At 38.5% G+C, this 20,901-nt stretch carries 23 protein-coding genes and 2 tRNA genes; 19 read left to right on the forward strand and 6 right to left on the reverse strand.

Annotated features, from left to right (window positions below):
• The first annotated feature begins 67 nt into the window (after positions 1-67).
• The 5 genes from CCS77_RS03260 to CCS77_RS03280 are packed head-to-tail and all read left to right on the forward strand — an operon-like array spanning position 68 to position 3,114.
• Positions 68-1,033 (forward strand): L,D-transpeptidase family protein, encoded by a 966-nt coding sequence (locus tag CCS77_RS03260; RefSeq protein WP_107916559.1) that lies wholly within the window; start codon positions 68-70, stop codon positions 1,031-1,033.
• Between the two features lie 2 nt (positions 1,034-1,035).
• Positions 1,036-1,275, forward strand: coding sequence for a CmeU family protein (gene cmeU, locus CCS77_RS03265; protein WP_009294264.1), 240 nt, complete (start codon positions 1,036-1,038; stop codon positions 1,273-1,275).
• Positions 1,268-2,281, forward strand: coding sequence for an alanine racemase (locus tag CCS77_RS03270; RefSeq protein ID WP_107916560.1), 1,014 nt, complete (start codon positions 1,268-1,270; stop codon positions 2,279-2,281). Before cmeU ends, CCS77_RS03270 begins: the two co-directional genes overlap by 8 nt.
• A 9-nt stretch (positions 2,282-2,290) precedes the next feature.
• The gene (locus CCS77_RS03275) at positions 2,291-2,722 is read left to right on the forward strand and encodes a hypothetical protein (RefSeq protein ID WP_021088382.1); all 432 of its coding nucleotides are present in this window, start codon (positions 2,291-2,293) and stop codon (positions 2,720-2,722) included.
• Positions 2,723-2,772: 50 nt separating this feature from the next.
• A complete protein-coding gene (locus CCS77_RS03280) occupies positions 2,773-3,114 on the forward strand; it encodes a hypothetical protein (protein WP_180996301.1) in 342 nt (113 codons plus the stop codon).
• Between the two features lie 920 nt (positions 3,115-4,034).
• Here the strand turns inward: CCS77_RS03280 and htpX are convergent.
• The 5 genes from htpX to ribA are packed head-to-tail and all read right to left on the reverse strand — an operon-like array spanning position 4,035 to position 6,589.
• Positions 4,035-4,901 carry a zinc metalloprotease HtpX gene (htpX, locus tag CCS77_RS03285; RefSeq protein WP_107916561.1) on the reverse strand — a complete coding sequence of 289 codons (867 nt, stop codon included), beginning with the start codon at positions 4,899-4,901 and terminating at the stop codon, positions 4,035-4,037.
• A gap of 8 nt (positions 4,902-4,909) precedes the next feature.
• A complete protein-coding gene (locus CCS77_RS03290) occupies positions 4,910-5,272 on the reverse strand; it encodes a hypothetical protein (protein WP_107916562.1) in 363 nt (120 codons plus the stop codon).
• Positions 5,269-5,463, reverse strand: a complete 195-nt coding sequence (locus tag CCS77_RS03295) for a hypothetical protein (protein ID WP_009294554.1) — start codon at positions 5,461-5,463, stop codon at positions 5,269-5,271. Before CCS77_RS03295 ends, CCS77_RS03290 begins: the two co-directional genes overlap by 4 nt.
• Positions 5,460-6,026, reverse strand: a complete 567-nt coding sequence (gene rsmG, locus CCS77_RS03300; RefSeq protein WP_107916563.1) for a 16S rRNA (guanine(527)-N(7))-methyltransferase RsmG — start codon at positions 6,024-6,026, stop codon at positions 5,460-5,462. Before rsmG ends, CCS77_RS03295 begins: the two co-directional genes overlap by 4 nt.
• Positions 6,026-6,589: a GTP cyclohydrolase II gene (gene ribA / locus CCS77_RS03305; RefSeq protein WP_103608453.1), complete on the reverse strand. Its 564-nt coding sequence runs from the start codon at positions 6,587-6,589 to the stop codon at positions 6,026-6,028. Before ribA ends, rsmG begins: the two co-directional genes overlap by 1 nt.
• A gap of 68 nt (positions 6,590-6,657) precedes the next feature.
• On the opposite strand from ribA, the gene hemB reads away from it, so the two are divergent.
• The 12 genes from hemB (at position 6,658) to CCS77_RS03365 (ending at position 20,181) form a co-directional block, all read left to right on the forward strand.
• Positions 6,658-7,629 carry a porphobilinogen synthase gene (gene hemB, locus CCS77_RS03310; RefSeq protein ID WP_107916564.1) on the forward strand — a complete coding sequence of 324 codons (972 nt, stop codon included), beginning with the start codon at positions 6,658-6,660 and terminating at the stop codon, positions 7,627-7,629.
• A gap of 1 nt (position 7,630) precedes the next feature.
• Entirely contained in the window at positions 7,631-8,548 is a 918-nt protein-coding gene (gene argF / locus CCS77_RS03315; protein ID WP_107916565.1) for an ornithine carbamoyltransferase, read from the forward strand.
• Positions 8,545-9,030, forward strand: a complete 486-nt coding sequence (locus CCS77_RS03320) for a DUF2603 domain-containing protein (protein ID WP_107916566.1) — start codon at positions 8,545-8,547, stop codon at positions 9,028-9,030. The genes argF and CCS77_RS03320 overlap by 4 nt, the downstream gene beginning before the upstream one ends.
• Positions 9,023-10,384: an oxygen-independent coproporphyrinogen III oxidase gene (gene hemN / locus CCS77_RS03325; protein ID WP_107916567.1), complete on the forward strand. Its 1,362-nt coding sequence runs from the start codon at positions 9,023-9,025 to the stop codon at positions 10,382-10,384. The genes CCS77_RS03320 and hemN overlap by 8 nt, the downstream gene beginning before the upstream one ends.
• Positions 10,385-10,495: 111 nt before the next feature.
• Positions 10,496-12,175: a TolC family outer membrane protein gene (locus CCS77_RS03330; protein ID WP_107916568.1), complete on the forward strand. Its 1,680-nt coding sequence runs from the start codon at positions 10,496-10,498 to the stop codon at positions 12,173-12,175.
• Positions 12,176-12,195: 20 nt separating this feature from the next.
• Entirely contained in the window at positions 12,196-12,855 is a 660-nt protein-coding gene (locus CCS77_RS03335; RefSeq protein ID WP_107916569.1) for a transglutaminase-like cysteine peptidase, read from the forward strand.
• Positions 12,852-14,801 (forward strand): bifunctional diguanylate cyclase/phosphodiesterase, encoded by a 1,950-nt coding sequence (locus CCS77_RS03340; protein ID WP_012001498.1) that lies wholly within the window; start codon positions 12,852-12,854, stop codon positions 14,799-14,801. Before CCS77_RS03335 ends, CCS77_RS03340 begins: the two co-directional genes overlap by 4 nt.
• A 3-nt stretch (positions 14,802-14,804) precedes the next feature.
• Positions 14,805-16,943: a type I secretion system permease/ATPase gene (locus CCS77_RS03345; RefSeq protein WP_021085509.1), complete on the forward strand. Its 2,139-nt coding sequence runs from the start codon at positions 14,805-14,807 to the stop codon at positions 16,941-16,943.
• 2 nt (positions 16,944-16,945) lie between these two features.
• Positions 16,946-18,412, forward strand: coding sequence for an HlyD family type I secretion periplasmic adaptor subunit (locus tag CCS77_RS03350; protein ID WP_021085491.1), 1,467 nt, complete (start codon positions 16,946-16,948; stop codon positions 18,410-18,412).
• Positions 18,412-18,909 (forward strand): DUF5416 family protein, encoded by a 498-nt coding sequence (locus CCS77_RS03355; RefSeq protein WP_107916570.1) that lies wholly within the window; start codon positions 18,412-18,414, stop codon positions 18,907-18,909. The genes CCS77_RS03350 and CCS77_RS03355 overlap by 1 nt, the downstream gene beginning before the upstream one ends.
• A 17-nt stretch (positions 18,910-18,926) precedes the next feature.
• The gene (locus CCS77_RS03360) at positions 18,927-19,562 is read left to right on the forward strand and encodes a response regulator transcription factor (RefSeq protein ID WP_002941084.1); all 636 of its coding nucleotides are present in this window, start codon (positions 18,927-18,929) and stop codon (positions 19,560-19,562) included.
• Positions 19,555-20,181 (forward strand): transglutaminase-like cysteine peptidase, encoded by a 627-nt coding sequence (locus CCS77_RS03365; protein ID WP_103632497.1) that lies wholly within the window; start codon positions 19,555-19,557, stop codon positions 20,179-20,181. The genes CCS77_RS03360 and CCS77_RS03365 overlap by 8 nt, the downstream gene beginning before the upstream one ends.
• Here the strand turns inward: CCS77_RS03365 and CCS77_RS03370 are convergent.
• Positions 20,178-20,426 (reverse strand): hypothetical protein, encoded by a 249-nt coding sequence (locus tag CCS77_RS03370; protein WP_002941090.1) that lies wholly within the window; start codon positions 20,424-20,426, stop codon positions 20,178-20,180. The genes CCS77_RS03365 and CCS77_RS03370 overlap by 4 nt on opposite strands.
• Before the next feature lie 256 nt (positions 20,427-20,682).
• Between CCS77_RS03370 and CCS77_RS03375 the strand changes: the two genes are divergently transcribed.
• Both CCS77_RS03375 and CCS77_RS03380 read left to right on the forward strand, forming a co-directional pair.
• A tRNA-Thr gene (locus CCS77_RS03375) sits at positions 20,683-20,758 on the forward strand.
• A 52-nt stretch (positions 20,759-20,810) separates the two neighbouring features.
• Positions 20,811-20,895: transfer RNA gene (locus tag CCS77_RS03380), tRNA-Tyr, on the forward strand.
• Positions 20,896-20,901: the final 6 nt, after the last annotated feature.

Below are 20,901 nucleotides of genomic sequence, written 5' to 3' on the forward strand. Positions count from 1 at the left end.
AAATTTAAAAATTGAAATTTTTTAGGTTATAATTACGCACTAAATTTTACTTTTTGGGACACTTCATTTGAAAAAGATACTACTTTTCTTCATCGCGTTAGCGCCTTGTCTTTTTGCCCAAAATTACGAAGAAATTTACTTAAAAAATGGCCCATCTGCCGTCATAGAAGCCATTGAAAAGAACATTTTAAGTAAGGACTACTGGCTAAACAAGCTCAAAGACAAGGACGTTAGATACGGATATTACGACAACGAGATACTTCTAAGCGTGGTTGATAAGACTGATAAAGAGCTTGAAGTCATCTCTTATAAAGACGGCGTTACAAAAAAACTTTTTAGCTCAAGTGTCATCGTTGGCAAAAACGGCGACAAACTGCTTGAGGGCGACCTAAAAACGCCAGTTGGTGTCTATCAGCTCACACGTAGATTTACGCCAAATGACAGATATCTTGGCCCACTTGCCTTTTCTCTTTCATATCCAAATTTACTTGATAAACTTGCAAAACGTAATGGCAGCGGCATCTGGATACATGGCTATCCACTCGATGGTCAAAGGACAGATGAGCTAAAGACAAAAGGCTGCGTGGCTATGCAAAATGACATCTTGATGAAATTTGACGAAGTTATAGACCACAAAAGAACGCTCGCATTTATCTACGAGGACAAGCGCCCAGAAGCAAGCGCGAACGACATAGCAGTGATCATCTCTGGAATTCTTAACTGGAAAAAGACTTGGAGCGAGAGCGACATCAATAGCTATTTGAAATTTTATGATAAAGACTTTGAGCGATATGACGGCATGAGTTTAGAAAATTTTAAAAATATGAAACGAGCGATCTTTTCTAAAAAAGAGAAAAAACATATCGCTTTTTCAAATTTTCTCATCACACCTTATCCAAACCTTAAAAACGACAAGCTCTTTCGTGTGAGTTTTTATGAGGATTACGCTGCTGATACGCATAAATTTGCAGGTCAAAAGACCCTTTATGTCAAGCTTTATGGCGATGAGATGAAAATTTTTATAGAGGAGTAGAAGTGGAAAAATCTCAAGAAGTAAAAGAGAAGATAGAGAAAATTTTAGAGGCGAGGTCTGCCTTTTTTGCTGAGCTAGACCGCCAAGTACCAAAGAAAAATGGCACTGACGTCTTTGACTTTAGCAAGGTCAAAGAGGCTGATCTAAAAGAAATTTACGCTAAATTTTACGCATTTGACTACAACGTAAGAAAGCTCTTGCCTGACGTTTATAAAGCTTATGATGTGAATTTCAATGTCTGAGATACGCTTAAACAAAGCAGCTTACATCCACAATCTAACTAAAATTTGTGACAAAGCTGGCGGAAAAGAAAAAGTGATCGTCGTGCTAAAAGATAACGCTTATGGGCACGGCGCAAGGCTAATAGCTAGCGAGGCTAAGAAATTTGGCATAAAAAACTGCGCTGTAAAGAGCGAATTTGAAGCCAATGAGATTGCTGATATCTTTGAAAATATCTTGATCCTCTCACACATCTCAACAGGCGATGAGAGCGCTAAATTTACCTACGCCATAAACGACATAGACGCACTTTTAAAGATAAAAGAAAATACAAAAATCAACCTCGCCATCGACACTGGCATGCATAGAAATGGGCTTGATATAAGCGAGCTTGATTATGCATTTGAAATTTTAGCTAGAAGAAATTTAGAGCTTCTTGGCGCTTATACGCACTTTCGCGCAAGCGATGAGCTAAATGCTGATTATTTCGTGCAAAGAGAAAACTTTAACGCCGCAAAAGCGAAAATTTTAGCTCTTTGCGATGAGTTTGGTATAAAAAAACCGATCTTTCACTCTCATAACTCAGCCGCCCTTGAAAGAGCTAGCGCGGTTGAAGATGAGATGGTGCGTGTGGGTATCGCTCAGTATGGATATGCCCAATTTAATGGCTCTTTAAATTTAAAGCCAGTGCTTTCACTTTGGGCAAAGCGCGTTAGTAGGCGGGTTTTAAAAAGTGGTCAAAGCGTGGGATATGGGGCTAAATTTATAGCAAAAGATGATATAAACGTCGCTACTTACGACCTTGGATATGGCGACGGACTGCTAAGATACAATGGGCTAGGCGAGCTAAGACTTGCAAACGGCGAGATGGTACTTGGTAAAATTTCGATGGATAGTTTTAGCTGCAAAGATAGTGGCGAGTGGGTCTGTGTCTTTGAGGACGCAAATGTCTGGGCTAACTTTTTTGGCACGATAAACTACGACATCTTAGTCAAACTCTCGCCAAATATCACTAGAAAATTTATATAAAGGTAATATGTGAAAAAGATCGTTTTATTAGCTCTTGCAAGCCTTGCTTTTGGTGTGCAAGAGAGTGAGTTTAAAGTCTATGAGCAGATACTAAATCAGCTTGATACAAAGCAGATCCCAGCCTTTGTTGTCCAAACTGCAAAGCCAAATTTGCCAAGCAGGGTCGATGAGATGATCACGCTAAAAGATGTAAGCAGCGACGGGCTAAACATACATGGCGAGTTTGTCTTAAACGAGACCAAGACAAAGAAGCTAAAAGGCTACAACAAGGCTCAAATTTCGGCTTTAAAAGATGAATTTTATCAAAACGGAAAAGAGGCACTTTGCAACTCAGGCATGGCAAGAGCTGCGCTAAATCGTGGCATCACGCTAAGTGGTAGCTACGGCTTTGAGGGCAGACATCTTTTTGATTTGAAGCTGGATAAAAGTAGTTGCGAGTAGCCATTTTTGCGCTGTTTTTTTGCTCGCTAGCTTTGGCTCTGACGCCAGATATGGCAGCGAAAAATCACGCAACATACTACAAAAAAAAGCTCCCATTTATCTGCACACCGACGCTAACGCTTAATGATATCTTAAACGTCGGCGACACACTCATCTACAGATACGCCGTCAAACACGCAAGAAAACAAGAGATCAAAAGGCTTGAAGAAAAAGAGCTTTTGGAATTTATCGAGGCTATAAAAAAAGAGAATTTAAGAACCGCCTGCAAGGATAAAGAAATTTTAAATATGCTAAGTATCGGCGTTAGCTTGGATGAAATTTTTTACTCAGAAAACGGCGAACTAATCTTTGAATACACCATAAAAGATGAAGATTGCAAGAGACTGCAGTGAAATTTGGGGTTAAATTTCAGTTTTTGGGTTGTAAATTTGGTGGAATTTTATTGGACAAAACGCATGCAGTGCGAAGCACAATTGCATGCACTTTGAACGTGCGAGGGGATTGAGGGATCTAAAGGGAGATAAGGGGACGGCTTTGCTTCGCAGGCTCGCAACTGCAAGCAGACCGTAATTCAAGTCCCCTTGTCTCCCTTTTGAATAAAAGAGTTTTTAAATTTAAGGTCTGTATTTTTAAAAATAGAAATTTATTATTTTTCAAATTTTAAAATCTCACTCACTCGCAAGAATTGACTACTGATTTTAGGTTTCGCAAAGCTCTCCACTAAAATCAGAGCTGAAATTACTCGTTCATGAAATTTTAAAATTTGCCTGACGATCACTTGATTTAACAAAGCAAATTTACAAATTTTAAAATCTTACTCACTCGCCTTAGCAGACTACTAAATTTAGGCTACACTTCATTTAGCACTAAATTTAGAGCCGTGATATGCTCGCTCATAAATTTTAAAATTTACTAGAGTTTTTAAACACATGCAGTGCGTCAGCACTGTTGCATGCCCCTCTAACGTGCGAGGGTTTTTACTCGGGCTTCGCCTCGTAACTGCAAGCAGACGTGGGATCTAAAGGGAGATAAAGGGACGGCTTTGCTTCGCTAGCTCGCAACTGCAAGCAGACCGTAATTCAAGTCCCCTTGTCTCCCTTTTGAATAAAAGAAATCTATAAATTTAATCAAGCTATCTTTTCAAATTTTAAACTTTCACTCACTCGCAAGAATTGACACTAAAATTTGGCTTCACTTGCCACTAAAATTAGAGCCAAAATTACTCGTTCATGAAATTTTAAAATTTGTCTATCTTTATTTAAAATTTAAAGCAAAAACAAAAAATTTTGTCCAAATCTACTAAGGGCTAAATCTACATACCTCTTTTTATCTCTTGCTCTAGTCTTTGAAGCTCAGCGATCCTGTCGCTAGTGCTAGGATGCGTTCTAAAAAGCACACCAAGCTTGCTAGTTAGCGAGCCAAATGGATTTACGATAAACATATGCGCGCTTTGCTCGCTTGCGTTTTGCATGACGTAAGAATTTGAGTAGTTTTCAAGCTTTCTTAGCGCGCTAGCTAGCCACTCTGGGTGTCCTGTGAGATAGGCTGCGCCTTTGTCCGCCTTATACTCGCGCTCCCTTGAGATCGCCATTTGGATGATAGTAGCAGCTAGAGGCATCACAACGGCGATGATTAGTATAATTACTGGGTTGGCGTTTCTTTGTGAGTTTTGATTTTGACCAGTCACGGTGCCTATCTTGGCAAAATTTGCAACCATCGCGATAGCTCCAGCTAGTATGGCAGCGACTGAGCCAGTTAGGATGTCGTAGTGCCTTACGTGACTTAGCTCGTGAGCTAGCACGCCCTCGATCTCGTTTTCATTTAAAATTTTTAAAAGCCCCTCTGTTACTGCAACGGCTGCATGGCTTGGGTTGCGGCCTGTGGCAAAGGCGTTTGGCACCTCTTCTGGGATGATGTAAATTTTTGGCATCGGTAAATTCGCCTTTTGTGTGAGGCGAGAGACGATCTCGTAAAGACCGTGAGCGTTGCTCTCATCGACTGGGATGGCGTTATATCTTTTTAGCACGAGCTTGTCGCTGAAAAAGTAAGAAAATAGGTTCATGCCAGCTGCCATCAAAAAGGCGATCATCATGCCTTGCTCGCCGCCCACGTAGCCGCCAACAGCGATAAAAACTAGCATTAAAGCAACCATTAAAAAAGCGGTTTTGAAAATTTCCATTTTTGTCCTTATTTTATAGCATTTGGCAGGATCGCCGCGTCGATCTCAAATTTCGCAAGCTCGAAAAGGCTTGCTTCACTTTCTATCAAAACAGCGATAAGTGCGTCAAATAGGTAGTTTTGCGCAACTTTTGCCAGATCTTTTGCTAGCGTAATATCGGCAATAATAAATTTTGCTCCAGCGGCGTTTGCGATGATAGCTTCGTTGATGTCATTTGCGATGATGCTAAAGTTTGCTCCAGCTTCTAGCGCTCTTTTTATGAAATTTCTATCAAATTTAAAGAGATTTTGCCTATCGCTTGAAATTTCATCTTCGCTTTTGCAAAGAAACAGCGGCTCAAATTTGATCAGCTCATCACCCAAAATTTTCATCTCTCACCCTTTATGCACTCTTTACAGATGTATTTTCCGTCCCTTAGCACCATTTGGTCGATGTCGCTAAAGACACCGCATTTGCTGCACTCCTCGAAGTTGCTGGTGCTTATCTTGTCACTTTTTTTTCTATTTTTAAAAAATATGATGTAAATCGCAACCAAAATCGCTACAAAAAGCAAGTATTTCAACGTATCTCCCCTCGGTTTTTGAGATTAAAATATATGTAGTTTCTATTTTTTTCATTATAAATTTGCGCGTCGATGCCTGAAATTTCATCCATGACGCTTGAGCCCTTGTAGATGAGAAATTTGGTGTTTTCATCATAAAATCCCTCGCAAATTTTTATAAGCTCTTTTGTCTTGCTAAGCGCCCTTGAGGTGATGAGATCAGCCGTAAATTTATCTGCAAGCTCGATCTTTTGGCTATGAACTTCTAAATTTTGCAAACCAAGCTCGATCTTAGCGTAGCTTAGAAATGATGACTTTTTGGCTATCGGCTCAAAAAGGTGCCACTTCGTTTGAGGCATCGCAAGGGCTAAAAATATCGCTGGAAAGCCAGCTCCACTGCCCACATCGATCGCAGTTTTGGCACTTAGGTCAAAAATCTCAAGCGGCTTTATGCTATCAAGCACCTGCTCGCTTATATCTTTATAATTGCTTAAGCTATGAACCTTGTTAAATTTAGCAAAAATTTGAGCGTAAGCCTTTACTTTTTCGTCAAATTCTGCTGGCAAGCAAAGCTCATTTTTCATCACAAGATGTGCCCCATTTGCTCTTTTTTGACCTTTAAGTAGCCTTCGTTAAATTTATTTGGTTTGATGACGATAGGCACGCGTTTTACGATCTTTACTGAGCTTAGTCCGTGAAGTTTTAAAGGATTATTTGTGAGTAAATTTACCTCTTTTATGCCGTAGTGATTTAGGATAAAATCAACCACTTCGTAAGTCCTCTCATCGGCCTTAAAACCTAGCTGATGATTGGCTTCTATCGTGTCAAAGCCCTTGTCTTGGAGGCTATAAGCGTTTATCTTGTTTAAAAGCCCGATATTTCTGCCCTCTTGACGCAGGTAGATGACCATGCCACCATTTTCTTCGATATATTTTAGGCTCGCTTCAAGTTGGTCGCGGCAGTCGCACTTTAGGCTCCCTATCGCATCGCCAGTTAAGCATTCGGAGTGAATTCTAAGATTTACAACTTCGCTTAGAGGCTCTTTGTAGATCACGAGGTGCTCTTTTGTCCCTTCTTTGAAGGCTTGAACCTTATAAGTGCCAAATCTTGAGGGTAGATTTGCGGCGTTTGAAATTTCTATTTTCATTTTAAATTTACTCCAACTGTGCTAAACTAGCTAAAAATCACGCATTTTAACAAAGAAAAGGCAAAAATATGTTTAAACGTTTTAGAAGATTAAGAATAAATCCAGCTTTAAGAGACATGGTAAGAGAGACTAGCCTTAGCGTAAATGACTTCATCTATCCGCTCTTTGTGGTCGAGGGCAAAGGCGTTAAAAACGAGATCGCTTCGATGCCAGGCGTCTATCAAATGAGTATCGATGAAATTTTAAAAGAGTGCGAAGAGATAGTAAATTTAGGCATAAAATCGATCATTTTATTTGGCATACCAAGCCTAAAAGATAGCGTTGGCAGCGACGCACTAAGTAGCGACGGCATCATCGCAACCGCACTTAGAGCCATAAAGGATAAATTTCCAAATTTAGTAGTCGTCACCGACCTTTGCTTTTGCGAATATACAGACCACGGCCACTGCGGCATAATCGACCACGTACATAACACTATCGACAACGACGCCACACTTGAAATTTCAGCCAAACAAGCTTTGATACACGCTAAAAATGGTGCCGACATGATCGCACCAAGCGGCATGATGGATGGCATCATCGCAACGCTAAGAGAGACACTTGATAACAATGGCTTTGAAAATTTACCAGTGATGGCGTACTCGACTAAATTTGCCTCAGCTTACTACGGACCATTTCGTGACGTGGCGCAAAGCGCTCCAAGCTTTGGCGATAGAAAGAGCTACCAAATGGACAGCGCAAACCGCTTGGAGGCGATCAACGAGAGCTTGCAAGACGAGGCGCAAGGCGCTGATATCTTGATGGTAAAGCCAGCGCTTGCTTATCTTGACATCGTTAGAGAGCTAAGAAATTTGACACTTCTGCCACTTTGCGTCTATAACGTAAGCGGCGAGTACGCACTGCTAAAAGCTGGCGCAAAAGCTGGCATCATCGACTATGAGCGCGTCATGATGGAGACATTAATCGGCTTTAAAAGAGCAGGGGCAAATTTGATCATCACCTATCACGCAAAAGAAGCGGCTAAAATTTTAAGGGGCTAAAATGAGGCACTTTTTGACGCTAAATGACTTTAGCAAAGATGAAATCGAGCAGATGATAAATTTAGCCCGCAAGATCAAAAAAGAGGCGAAGGCTAGAGAATTTAAGCCATATCTTAAAGACCAAAAGCTTGCGATGGTATTTGAAAAAAGCTCAACCAGAACTAGAGTGAGCTTTGATGTAGGCATGCACGAGCTTGGCGGATATGCGCTATTTTTAAGTAAAAACGATATACAAATAGGCCGTGGCGAGCCAATCCGTGACACCGCTAGAGTGATAAGCAGGATGTGCGACATGGCTATGCTAAGGGTCGATAAGCACGAGACGCTAGAAGAATTTGCTAAATTTTCAAGCGTGCCAGTGATAAACGGCCTAAGCGATAAATTTCACCCAGTTCAGCTCATGGCAGACTATCTAACCATGCTTGAATTTAGCGCAGGAGAGAAGGTTGCATACGTAGGAGATGGCAACAACATGACTCACTCGTGGCTTATGCTAGCAAGCAAGCTTGGACTTAAGCTAAGGGTCGCCACACCAAAAGGCTACGAGGTGGATGCTGAAATTTTAAAAATGGCTAATGAAAACGCAAAAATTTCAGGTGCGAAAATTTTTATCACAAATGATATAAAAGAAGCGGTAAATGGTGCCGATGTAGTGACTACGGACACTTGGGTATCGATGGGTCAAGAGGCCGAGAAAGAAAAGAGGCTAAAAGACTTTGCTGGATACTGCGTGGATGAAAATTTGATGAGCTTAGCTAAAAAAGATGCAATATTTTTGCACTGCTTGCCAGCTTACAGAGGCTACGAGGTGAGCGAGGCTGTCTTTGAAAAGCACGCGGATGAAATTTTTAGCGAGGCGGAAAATAGACTTCATGCTCAAAAAGGTGTGATGGTCTGGTTAGACGAGAGAAGAAGATGAGTGAAGAGAAAAATATATATGATGAGATAGATGAGATCGGTAATAACCTTGGGCTAAGCGAGCCTGAAAAAACGGTCTTTGAGATAGTTTCAACGAAAAATCCAAACGAGCACATTTTAAATTTAAAAAGTGGCTCATGGGACTCGAAAGAGCCGTGGTTTGGCATTGATGAAAATCAAAATTTACACACGGTCATTTCAGTACAATCGCTCTCAGCTTTAATAGAAGCTTTAAAAGAGACGCAAAAAGAGAATTTTGACCTAAGACTTGAAAAGACGATCTGGCAAAATATTCCAGTTGATTTTAGCGATGTTTGGGTGGTTGCGATGGATGAGATCAAAAAGATCGCTCACGATAAAAAGAGCAGGCAGTTTAACATAGATCTTGAAAAACTAGTAAAAAATATAAAAAAAGAGCATCCAAATTTATTTGTAGATATAAAAGAGATGATCCAAATGGCAAGGAGCAGGGCAGATGATTGATTTTAGTGCGTATGTGAAGTATTCAAGGCCAGGGCCAAGATATACGAGCTATCCGACAGCGCCAGAGTTTAGCGATAAATTTAGCTATGAGGCTTACGTAAAAGAGCTTGAAAACCGCGATAAAAAAAGGCCGCTTTCGCTTTATTTGCACTTGCCATTTTGCAGGAGTGCTTGCTATTTTTGTGGCTGTAACGTCATCTACACGAGCAAAGAGGACCGCAAAGAGAGATATATAAGATATATAGAAAAAGAGCTTGAAATTTTAGCTCGCCACCTAGACACAAGCACTGAGGTCTTGCAGATGCACTTTGGCGGCGGCACACCGACATTTTATAATGCCGCCCAGCTTGATGAGATTATTAAACTTATCAAGGCTAAATTTAAAAATTTCTCAAAAGAGGCTGAGATAAGCTGCGAGATAGACCCGAGATTTTTGACAAATGAGCAGCTTGATGTGCTCATATCTCACGGCTTTAACCGCATAAGCTACGGCGTGCAAGACTTTGATGAGAAAGTGCAAAAAGAAATTCATAGAATTCAGCCCTATGAGATCACTCAAAATGCCGTAAAAATGGCTAGGCAAAAGGGCATAAAATCAATCAATATGGACCTGATCTACGGTCTGCCATATCAAAGCTTAGAGAGCTTTAAAAAGACGCTTGAGCTTGCTCTTACACTTGATCCAGATAGGCTTGCAGTATTTAACTACGCTCACGTGCCGTGGATAAAAAAGTCGATGCGTAAATTTGATGAGACAACCTTGCCAAATCCAGAAGTGAAGCTTGAAATTTTAAAATTTACAGCTGAGTTTTTAACTAAAAATGACTACAAAATGATAGGCATGGATCACTTTGCAAAGCCAAATGATGAGCTTTTTGGCGCTTTGGCAAATGGCACCTTGCATAGAAATTTTCAAGGTTATACGACGAAAGGTGGTGCTGATCTTATCGGCATAGGCATCACAAGTATCGGTGAGTGTAAAAGACACTACGCGCAAAATCATAAAGACATGGATGAGTATGAAAAAGCGATCGATAGTGGAAAACTTCCATACGCAAAGGGAATTTACTTAAGTGAAGAAGATTTGCTTAGAAAAAGTGTGATCATGAGTTTAATGAGTAATTTTGGGCTTAATATCAAGGCAGTCGAGGATGAATTTCATATAAATTTCTTTGAACATTTCAAAAATGAGCTTGAAGAGCTAAAGAATTTAAGTGAATTTGTCGATGTTACGACAGATAAAATCAGTGTAAATGAGACAGGAACGCTGATAATACGAAATATTGCAATGTGTTTTGATGAGTATCTTAAGAAAATTCCTGAAAATTTAAGGCGATTTTCTAAGACAATATAAAAATTATTTTTTTGTCATAAGATATTTAAAATACGTTTAATATTTCTTGGTGTATAATTCGCACCAAAAGTCAAGCAAAAGTTTGGCAATAAAAGGTAAAAGGATCTAGTTATGAAAAAGATGTTAGCAATTAGTGCTTTGGCTGCAGCAACACTGTTGTCTGCTCAAGATGTCCCTTATAGGATTTTTCTAGCTTCATTCGCTCAAGATGATAGCGCTGCTAGAATCGATAGTGCTGTTAGTAAAGTAAACAGCAAAATATCAGATAGCAGACTAACTACTGGCGTTTATGAAGTTGGTGGAAGAAAGTTTTTATATGTTGATACAGCTCCAGTTTCTGAAAATGAAGCTAATGAGTTACTTGCAAAAGTTCAAAATGAGTCAGGTTATAAAGATGCTTTAATGAGAGCTAAGTCACCTGTAACAAATGCTCAGTCAGCTAAAAAATCTAATATAGAGCAAACTATATCAGCAGAACCTAAAGCAGCAGCTACAGCACAAGCTGATGATAGCGTATTGACTTTGGATCAAGTTGTAAAAACTATTTTAAATGAAAACCCAAGCTTAAAAGCTACAGAATTTAACTACTTACAAGTAGGCAAAGATCTAAAAATAGCTAAAAATGCCTACTATCCAACACTTGATGCAGCAGCTAGAGTAGGATATGAGAGAAAACGTCTTGATGATGGTCTTACAACAAGAAGAGGCGATGGCAGAGTATCTGGCGCATCTTTAACTTTAGTTGAAAACCTTTATAATGGTGGTGCTGATAAAAACAGAATCAACTCTCAAAGCGCAAGACTTGACTCAGCTGCTTACACAGTAGCTCAAGCTGCAGATAGACTAACACTAAGCGCTGCAAATGCTTACCTACAAGTTCTTCAAACAAAGAGAATTCTTGACATTGAAGAAGAAAACGTAAAAAGCCATGAAGAAATTTATAGCCAAATCAAAGATAGAGCAAGATCAGGTTACGGCGTAGCTTCTGAAGAGAGACAAGCTGGATCACGCTATACTTTGGCTCAATCAAACTATATAGCTGCAAAAAATAACTATGAAGACGCACTTTCTACATTTGAAAAACTATATGGAAGAAAAGTTGCTGCTAAAAACCTAGTAATGCCTGAATTTAACCTGCCATTACCAAGCACTAAGGAGGCTGTTTATGATAAAGCTGTTCTTTGCAACCCAACACTTCTAGTTCAAAGATCAAACATCGCTATGGCAGAGTCTGTTGTAAAAGAGAAAAATGCACCATTCTTACCAAAACTAGATCTTGTTGTGTCTGGTGCTTATGATCACTCAAATGTTTTATATGATGATTATGAAGAGCAAACATTTGACGCTCTTTTAAGACTAAACTATAACCTTTACAACAAAGGCAATGATAAGCTAGATAAAGAGAAGAGCCAACTTGCTGTTCAACAAGAGCAACAAACTATGGACAACCTTGTAAGAGAGCTTAAAGAGTCTTTAGAATTCTCATGGCAAAACTATGTTCTTAACCAAGAGAAAATGGGATATCTAAATCAACACGTTGAATATGCAAAAGCTACACTTGATGCTTACCAAGATGAGTTTAGAATCGGTCGCCGCGACCTTATCAACCTACTTGATGCAGAAAACGAGTACAACACAGCTTTAAAAGAGATAGCTACAACTGAGACTGCACTATCTTATGCAAAATATAGATTGCTAGATAACATGGGTATGGTTTCAGATAGTTTTGAGCCAGGCTTTGCTAAGAGATATATTCAAGGCGCTTGCAGTATTCAAAACGACTTAAGATAAAAATTTAAAAAGTGATGACCATGAGGGTCAAAGCAAAATTCTGGACGCTTACTTTAAGCGTCCTTTTTTCGTTATTAGCATTAGATGCTGTCGGGGATTTTATAAAACAAACAACGATAGCAAAGGTGGCTAAAATTTATGGAGAAGATGCAAGAAGAAGGGCATCGGCATTAAATTCTTTAATGACTTCATTGCAAGATGCAACCGAACAAGAGAAATTAATAAAAGTAAATGATTTTTTTAACTCTTTTAGGTGGGTTGATGATATGCAACTTTGGCATAAAAAAGATTACTGGGCTACCAGAATGGAATTTGTAGGAAAAGGCGCTGGTGACTGCGAAGACTACGTTATCGCAAAGTATTTCACCCTAAAGCAACTTGGAATTCCAACTCAAAAATTATACTTCACATACGTTAAAGCCTTAAGATACAACCAAGCACATATGGTTTTGGCATATTATGATACACCAAAGTCTATTCCATTAATTTTAGACAACATAAATGGTAAAATAAAAATCGCAACTCAAAGAACAGACCTCGTGCCAGTTTATAGTTTCAACGGTGATTCGCTATACTTGGCAAAACAAGAAGGTCTTGGTCAGGCAATACCAGGTGGAAATAAAAAACAAAATCCTAAGTGGATGGAACTAATAGATAGGATAGGAAAAGAGGATTTATGACGCTATTTAAACAGATTATGATCGCTGTGATAGCTTTTGGCATCGTGATTTTTATGGCTGTTGGCTACTTAAATTTTAAGAGCCTAAATGGATACATCAACGACCAGCTCGGTGAAAACGCAAGGCACACAGCAAACTCACTTGGACTTGCTTTAAAGCCGATTGTTGATCCTGAGGATATGTCTTTGGCGCAAACGATGATAAATTCTATGTTTGATAGCGGCAGATACAAGCTCATTAAACTTGAAGATGTCGATGGTAAGGTGCTCATAGAAAATTCTCAACAAACTATCGTTAAAGATATCCCTGAGTGGTTTTATAAGATTGCTAAATTTGAAGCCCCTGTTGCAACTAGCGAGATCATGACTGGCTGGGCTAAATTTGGTACTCTCTATGTTCAAGGCAGCACAGCACTTGCTTACAATGAGCTTTACTCAAACTCAAAAAATATTTTTAACTTTCTAGCTTTAATGATCATCATCGCTCTTGTCGTGGCGTTTTTTGCTCTTAAGGCGATATTTAGACCACTTGTTAAGGTGCAGGATCAAGCTGAAGCGATACTTGATAATAAATTTATCATCCAAAAGAGAATTCCATTCACAACAGACCTTAAAAAGATGGTGCTCGCCATGAACTCGATGGTTAGCAAGGTTCAAGACATATTTGAAAGAGAGGCGGCTACGCTTAGCAAGTATCAAGAGCTTTTATATAAAGACTCTATGAGCGGTACTTACAATAGAAGATTTTTCCAAACTAAATTTAGCGAGTATTTAGCAAGTGAAGAGTATTCAAGCGGTGTTGCTTCGCTTGTTAGCTTTAAAGATCTAGCAGGGCTAAAAGGCGTTCTTGGCTTTGAAAAATGGCAAAGTGTCATCATAAAAATAGCCCAAATTTTACAAGAAAAATCAACCGAAAATGACCAAAATGCGATCGTTGCAAGGCTAAATGACAACGATTTTATCTTGCTTTCTTACGGTAAAAACTCATCAAATTTCTCAGCTTTAGACGATAAGATCATGGCTGAGTTTAAAAAACTCTATGCAAATTTCTCTATAAATGATAGCGAATGCCCAGTCAATGCTGCTATTGTCGAGTACTCGCCAAGCACTGACATGAGGACACTACTTACATCAGCTGACGTTACTTTGGCTAGCGCAAGACTAGCCGGCTGCTTTACTTGCAAAGAATTTAATGCAAATCAAAACACCTTAGTCATCGGCAAAGAGAAATACAAAGAGCTTATTTTTGACTCTATAAAAGAGGATAAATTTAAATTTGCAGCTCAAAAAGTAGTTGGTTTTGACTCAAACTTTGAGCAGTATGAACTTTATCTAAGGCTCGTTGATAGCGAGGGCAAATGGCGTATGGCATCATACTTTATGCCAATGGTAAATGAGCTAAATTTAGGTGCGATGCTCGATCTTCATATCCTAAATAGGATCGCTAGAATTTTGCCTGAAAATATCTTACCTCAAGGAAGCTTAGCGATAAATTTGGGTAAAGAGATACTAAGCTCGGATGAAAATTTCTCAAAACTTGAAGCTACTCTTAAGAAAATCGCTCAAATTTCAAAATCTAAAAACTATATAGAAATTCCAAACAAAGACGATATTAGTATCGAAAGTATAGTTAGACTTACTAAAAAATTAAAAGAACTCGGCTTTGGTTTTGGATTTGATCACTTTGATCTTAATGCAAAAGGCATTGAGAAGCTAAAAGAATTTAATCCAGACTACGTAAAGATCCAGTCAAGCGTCTTAATCGACTTTTTAAGTGATAAATCAGGAGCAAACACAAAACAATCACTAGATGTTGTTTTAAGCTCAAAAGATATCATTTTGATTGCGATTGGTGTTGAGAGTGAAGAGCAAAAGAGTAAGCTAATTGAGCTTGGCATTAAAAATATGCAAGGAATTTACATAGATGAAATCAAAAATATTGGATGATAGATGCATAGCGATAAGATAAAAGACGAACTGCTTCAATGTTTGGTGATCTTTACCAAACTTCATAACAACCCATATAGTGCCGATGCTTTGACTATCGGTCTGCCTGTAAAAGATGGCGAAGAGATCGAGCTTTTTTCACTAAAGAGCTCGAAGTCTTTATTTTCTCGTGCAGCTTCACGTGCTGGCTTTGCATCAACGCTTGTCAGAAAAGACCTTGATCAAATTTCGCCTTTAGTTTTGCCTTGTATCTTGATGCTTAGAGGCAAAAAAGCTTGCATCTTGCAATCTTTCAGCGAAGACAAAAAGATGGCAAACATCATCACGCCCGATCTTTCAACTGGTACTAGCACGATAGAAACAAGCAAGCTAAAAGATGAGTATCTAGGCTATGCTTACTACCTAAAACGTGAATTTGTCCCAGAAGATACAAGCTCGACAAAGCTTATCGACGCTGGTAATGATCACTGGTTTTGGGGCACTTTAAAGCGCTCTAAGAAAATTTACTTTGACGTCGTGATAGCAAGCTTTATCATAAACTTATTTGTCCTTGCAAGCCCACTCTTTACGATGAACGTCTATGACCGCGTTGTGCCAAATAACGCAGTTGAGACACTTTGGGTTCTAGCGCTTGGCGTGAGCGTCGTTTATGGCATCGATCTATTTTTAAAATTTGTCCGTTCATATTTTCTTGAGATCGCAGGCAAGAAGAGTGATATCATTATGAGCTCTATCCTCTTTGAGCGCGTAATGGATATGAAATTTAGCAATAAACCAAAGTCGGTTGGCTCATTTGCTAGCAACTTGAAAGAATTTGACACAGTTAGAAATTTCTTCTCATCTGCGTCGCTTGCTGCCATTGTGGATCTGCCATTTGCGTTAATCTTCTTGATAGTTACCTACTTTATAGGAAGCTACCTTGTGCTTGTGCCTATTGTTATCATGATAGCTATTTTGTGCTATACATTTTTTATAAAAGATCCGCTTCAAAATGCGATTAAAAGCACATTTGAAGCTTCGGCTATGAAAAATGGAATTTTGATAGAGAGCCTTAGCAGCTTAGAGACCATTAAAACTCTTGGTGCTAGTGGCCATGTGCAGTGGAACTGGGAAGAGGCGACTGGCGAGATAGCAAATAGAAGTATCAAATCAAAAATAATCACTACTTCGATCACGACAGTTACATCGTTTTTGGTGCAGTTAAACACCATCGCTATCATCGTTCTTGGCGTTTATATGATACAAGATACGCACCTTACTATGGGTGGTTTGATCGCTGCTGTTATGCTTAGTTCTCGTGCGATTGCCCCTATGGGTCAAGTAGCCTCACTAGCTGCAAATTTCGAGCAGACAAAGACAGCTTATCAAAGCCTTAGCAAGATCATGCAGATGCCAGTTGAAAGACCTGAGGGCAAGAAATTTGTTAGAAGAAATTCTTTTGATGGCAAGATAGAGTTTAAAAACGTTAGCTTTACTTATCCAGACACCACAAAAGGCTCACTTGATAGGATAAATTTTGTCATTCAGCCGGGTGAGAAAGTAGGCATCATCGGTAGAAATGGCTCTGGTAAGACAACTTTGCAAAAGATAATCCTAGGTCTTTACGCACCGACTGAAGGCTCAGTGCTAATTGATGGTATCGATATAAATCAAATAGACCCAGCTGATCTTAGAAGAAATATCGGCTACGTGCCACAAGATGTTGTACTATTTAAGGGAACGGTTAGAGAAAATATCGTTCAAAAAGCTCCTTATGTCGATGATATGCAGATTATTAAGGCGGCTAAGGTAAGTGGCGTCGATGAATATGTCAATGCTCACCCGCTTGGTTTTGATATGCCTGTCTTTGAAAGAGGCGATGGCATCAGTGGCGGTCAGCGTCAAAGTATAGCCGTGGCTAGGGCATTTTTGCTTGATAGTCCTATCATCTTGCTTGACGAGCCTACAAATTCACTTGATAATACAGTTGAGAGCAAGCTAAAAGCAAATTTAAAGGTAAATACCGTAAATAAAACTATGATTTTAGTAACTCACAGAACATCAATGCTTGATCTTGTTGATAGGCTCATAGTGATGGATAACGGCAAAATTTTACTAGATGGTCCAAGAGATGAAGTTTTAGCTAGACTTAGTGGGAAGTGATTATGCAAGAAGATATAAAAAATCAACAAAATGAAAATTTAAAGCCAGACGAAAAGCCAGTTCAAAAAAGCGATATAAAAGATCAAGAGAGCGCTGGAGATCAAATTTTAAATAGCGTAGATGGCATCAAGTCAAACATCCAAGCAAAAAACTACGATGCTTATGACTTGAAATTTATGTCAAGCCTCTCAGAAGCAGTTTTGGCAAAAGCTCCATCAACCTCAAAAAAGATACTTTATGCAGTTAGTATAACTGTATTTTGGCTACTTCTTTGGGCTTCGTGGGCGCAGATAGATGAGATAACAAGAGGTAGCGGTAAGATCATCCCATCAGGCAAAAACCAAGCGATACAAAACCTTGAGGGTGGTATCGTGGATCAAATTTTTGTAAAAGAGGGCGATGAGGTTAAAAAAGATCAGATCTTAATCAGGCTTGATAATAAAAACTTTACAAGTAGCTACGGCGAGTCAAAGCTAAGACTTGATGAGCTTCAGGCTAAATTTATGAGGCTTGATGCTGAAGCAAATGATAAAGAATTTGACTATAACGAAACAAGAGATGCGAACAACAGCAAGGCCGTAAGATACGAGATAAGCTTGCATAACTCAAACATAGATCACTTAAATGAGCAAATAGGAATTCTAACAGAGCAGATCCATCAACGCCAAAGTGAGCTAAATGAGCTTAGAAATAAAATTTCTCAAACTCAAAATAGCTATAATCTTGTTTTAAAAGAAAAAGCGATCATGGAGCCTATCTTTAAAAAAGGTCTTGTTAGTGAGGTCGAGTATATCCAGCTTCAAAGACGTGTAAATGACCTAAAGGGCGAGCTTGACGCATCTGTGCTTGCCGTGCCAAGGGTCGAATCAACCATAAAAGAGGCGAAAAATAAGATAGAAGAGGCAAAGCTGGCGTTTAAAAATAATGCAAAAAAAGAGCTAAATGAAGTCTCTGCTGAGATCGCAAGGATAAACGAGTCGCAAATCAGCCTAAGCGACAGGGTTGAAAGAACTTATGTAAGATCTCCGGTAAATGGTATCGTTAGTAAGATGATGGTGCATACAGTTTCTGGCGTCATCAAGCCAGGTGAAAATATCGCTGAGATCGTCCCATTAGAAGATAAACTCATCGCTGAGGTAAAGGTTAAGCCAGCTGACGTTGCGTTTTTAAGACCTGGACTTGATACGATGGTTAAATTTACGGCGTATGATTTTAGTATTTATGGCGGTTTAAAAGGCAAAGTAACGCAGATCAGTGCCGATACTGAGACAAATGAAAAAACAGGCGAGAGCTACTATCTAGTCAGGATAGAAACTGAGAAAAACTATCTTGGTAGTGAAGAGAAGCCACTTAGGATAAAGGTTGGTATGATAGTTTCAGCTGATATCATCACTGGTAAAAAGACGATACTTGACTATCTGCTAAAACCTATCTTAAAAGCAAAACAAAACGCTTTAACGGAGCGATAATGCAAAAATCAGCTAGCTTTGAGCGAAATTTTAGCGAATATCAAATTTCAAGAGCAAAGCTGGCTGAGGAATTTGTCATTTTAAATGATGGCAAAATATGCGATCTAATCGGAAGAGAGGTCGTTAAATTCCTCTTTAAAGACTGTGAAAAAAGCTTTGATGAGATGATAGATTTAAAAAAAGAAGAGCATATCAGCTTAGCTGGGCTAAAGATAGAAGATGAGCTAGTAAGCAGCATCAAGATATCAATTAGTGGCTACGATGAAAGCAGCGATAGCTTGGACTTTGATCTAAATTTGTTATCTCTTAGTGTGCCATATAGATACGCCATATCAAATGGTTGTTTTGAGATGTGTATCTTTTTAAAAGAGAGCAAAGAAGTGGTTGAGAAATTCTTATCTACTTTTAGTTATAAATTTGAGGCAAATAGTGGCAAGGAGCGCTACTTGATCGCTTTCGTAAATGAGTCAAAAATTTACGAACAAACCTATATGTGATATAAGGAAATATGGTTATGAATGTGGTTTTTTTTACTCAAAATGGTTCGCTTAATAATCTTTGGCGAGGGTATTTTTCAGATGATAGTGTGAAATTTACTCACAATAAAAAGGATTTTTTTGCAAATTTAAACGACGAGGTCGATATCGTCGGTATCGATACAAACGCTTTTAAAGATAGCCTTGATGAAAATATTAAAACCATTCATGAAAGTTTTCCAAATATAAAATGTCTAATCCTTGCAAACGAACCAAAATTTAGTGAAGGCAAACATCTGCTGGCTCTTGGTGTCAAAGGATATGCAAACTCACACATGAGAAAAACACACTTTGAAGATGCCTTTGAGACGATTTTAAATGGCAAAGTTTGGCTTTATCCAGAATTTATCCAAGCGATGATCGGAGAACTAACTGGCTCATATATAAATAATGAAAGTGAAACTTTAGAGAAAAAGTCTGATCTAAGCGAGCTTAGCTCACGTGAAAAGGAGATCGCAAACTTAATCTATCAAGGTCTAACAAACAATGAAATTTCAGAGCAAACAGGCATTACTTTAAGGACGGTAAAGGCGCACACTACGTCGATTTACAGCAAGCTAAATGTGAAAGATAGAATAGGTCTTGTACTTTTGATGAAGCAGCTTCATGCGTAAAATTTTGCTTCTTTTCTTTTTTGCCTCTTCGCTTTTTGCAAATAATTTTGAAATTTCTCCAAAAAATATATCTCAATGTAAAAATCAAATTTGCAAAAATATCCTAAATCACTATGCAAATTTTATGAAAAAAATAGAACACGAAAGCTTTATCAGAAAGCTAGAGCTCATAAATTCATACCTAAATTCTTTGATGCCAAGATATGATGATTTTTACAATACAAATGCAGATGTGTGGAGCACTAGGGGTGAGTTTTTAAGGCGAGGTGGTGGAGACTGCGAAGAGTACGCGATATCAAAACGCGATAGCCTAAAAGATCTTGGCGTGGATAATCAAAAATGCCTTCTGGTTGTTCAGGAAAAAAATACGAAAAAATATCATATGGTGCTAGCTGTTTGGGAAAATTTACACAAAGAGCCTTTTATACTGGATAATCTAAGCTTTAGAGTTTTGCCACTTTCGAAGCGCTACGACTTGGTGCCAGAGTATTGCTTGATGGATGGGAAATATTTTAAGATAAAAAAAGATGGCATAAATTTAGAGCCAGTGAATATAAGAATGCAAACTTACGAAAATTTGATAAAAAAGGAAAAAGAAGAGAAATTTTGGAAGAATTAATCTTCCAAGTCAATGTCTATTTTTTCAACATTTGTTGTAATATCTTTAGTATTTTTCTCAATGTTGTGTTTATTTTTCTCGATTAGTGACCTGTTTTGACCTATAAGGTCTCTATTTTCTTTGATACCATCACTGTTTTGCTCGATCATTTTGCTTAGTGTCGCTATCTTTTTTTCATAGCGGATCATTAAGAAGTAGATCACATAAATTAGCAGTAAAATTACCGCCCAAGGTAAAAATTGCATATTAAATCCTTTGTAATTTTTCGTAATTATAGAAATTTTAGCTTTTAAAAAAAATAAAACTATGAAAATATGAAATTTATATATGTAAAATTTATTTTTTATTTTTGTTAAAAATGGATCAGTCTAGTGGGTGTTTTTGAAATTTTTCATAAATTCTATAAATTTTTGATTGCAAAAAAATTAGATAAAATATTTTTCAAAATCTCCTTGACTTTTATTTTATTTTGGGCTATAATTGCCACTTCACAAAACAGGTGCTGGTGTAGCTCAGTTGGTAGAGCTACTGCCTTGTAAGCAGTGGGTCGGCGGTTCAAGTCCGTTCACCAGCTCCATTTTGTAACAGTGTTTGACCAGAAAATACCAAAATAACTTATTAATGTTTAAGGTGAGATACTCAAGCGGCCAACGAGGGCAGACTGTAAATCTGCTGACTATGTCTTCCGTGGTTCGAATCCACGTCTCACCACCATTGTTA

It is taken from the genome of Campylobacter concisus (assembly GCF_003048375.1).
Taxonomy (GTDB): Bacteria; Campylobacterota; Campylobacteria; order Campylobacterales; family Campylobacteraceae; genus Campylobacter_A; species Campylobacter_A concisus_T.

What these genes read in the sequence shown, in the direction of transcription:
- htpX (WP_107916561.1), bottom strand. Translation starts at nt 4,901, where the DNA reads ATGGAAATTTTCAAAACCGCTTTTTTAATGGTTGCTTTAATGCTAGTT.
- hemN (WP_107916567.1), top strand. Translation starts at nt 9,023, where the DNA reads ATGATTGATTTTAGTGCGTATGTGAAGTATTCAAGGCCAGGGCCAAGA.
- CCS77_RS03350 (WP_021085491.1), top strand. Translation starts at nt 16,946, where the DNA reads ATGCAAGAAGATATAAAAAATCAACAAAATGAAAATTTAAAGCCAGAC.
- rsmG (WP_107916563.1), bottom strand. Translation starts at nt 6,026, where the DNA reads ATGAAAAATGAGCTTTGCTTGCCAGCAGAATTTGACGAAAAAGTAAAG.
- CCS77_RS03370 (WP_002941090.1), bottom strand. Translation starts at nt 20,426, where the DNA reads ATGCAATTTTTACCTTGGGCGGTAATTTTACTGCTAATTTATGTGATC.
- argF (WP_107916565.1), top strand. Translation starts at nt 7,631, where the DNA reads ATGAGGCACTTTTTGACGCTAAATGACTTTAGCAAAGATGAAATCGAG.
- CCS77_RS03360 (WP_002941084.1), top strand. Translation starts at nt 18,927, where the DNA reads ATGAATGTGGTTTTTTTTACTCAAAATGGTTCGCTTAATAATCTTTGG.
- CCS77_RS03355 (WP_107916570.1), top strand. Translation starts at nt 18,412, where the DNA reads ATGCAAAAATCAGCTAGCTTTGAGCGAAATTTTAGCGAATATCAAATT.
- CCS77_RS03345 (WP_021085509.1), top strand. Translation starts at nt 14,805, where the DNA reads ATGCATAGCGATAAGATAAAAGACGAACTGCTTCAATGTTTGGTGATC.
- CCS77_RS03340 (WP_012001498.1), top strand. Translation starts at nt 12,852, where the DNA reads ATGACGCTATTTAAACAGATTATGATCGCTGTGATAGCTTTTGGCATC.
- CCS77_RS03365 (WP_103632497.1), top strand. Translation starts at nt 19,555, where the DNA reads ATGCGTAAAATTTTGCTTCTTTTCTTTTTTGCCTCTTCGCTTTTTGCA.
- CCS77_RS03280 (WP_180996301.1), top strand. Translation starts at nt 2,773, where the DNA reads ATGGCAGCGAAAAATCACGCAACATACTACAAAAAAAAGCTCCCATTT.
- ribA (WP_103608453.1), bottom strand. Translation starts at nt 6,589, where the DNA reads ATGAAAATAGAAATTTCAAACGCCGCAAATCTACCCTCAAGATTTGGC.
- CCS77_RS03330 (WP_107916568.1), top strand. Translation starts at nt 10,496, where the DNA reads ATGAAAAAGATGTTAGCAATTAGTGCTTTGGCTGCAGCAACACTGTTG.
- CCS77_RS03270 (WP_107916560.1), top strand. Translation starts at nt 1,268, where the DNA reads ATGTCTGAGATACGCTTAAACAAAGCAGCTTACATCCACAATCTAACT.
- CCS77_RS03290 (WP_107916562.1), bottom strand. Translation starts at nt 5,272, where the DNA reads ATGAAAATTTTGGGTGATGAGCTGATCAAATTTGAGCCGCTGTTTCTT.
- CCS77_RS03320 (WP_107916566.1), top strand. Translation starts at nt 8,545, where the DNA reads ATGAGTGAAGAGAAAAATATATATGATGAGATAGATGAGATCGGTAAT.
- hemB (WP_107916564.1), top strand. Translation starts at nt 6,658, where the DNA reads ATGTTTAAACGTTTTAGAAGATTAAGAATAAATCCAGCTTTAAGAGAC.
- CCS77_RS03335 (WP_107916569.1), top strand. Translation starts at nt 12,196, where the DNA reads ATGAGGGTCAAAGCAAAATTCTGGACGCTTACTTTAAGCGTCCTTTTT.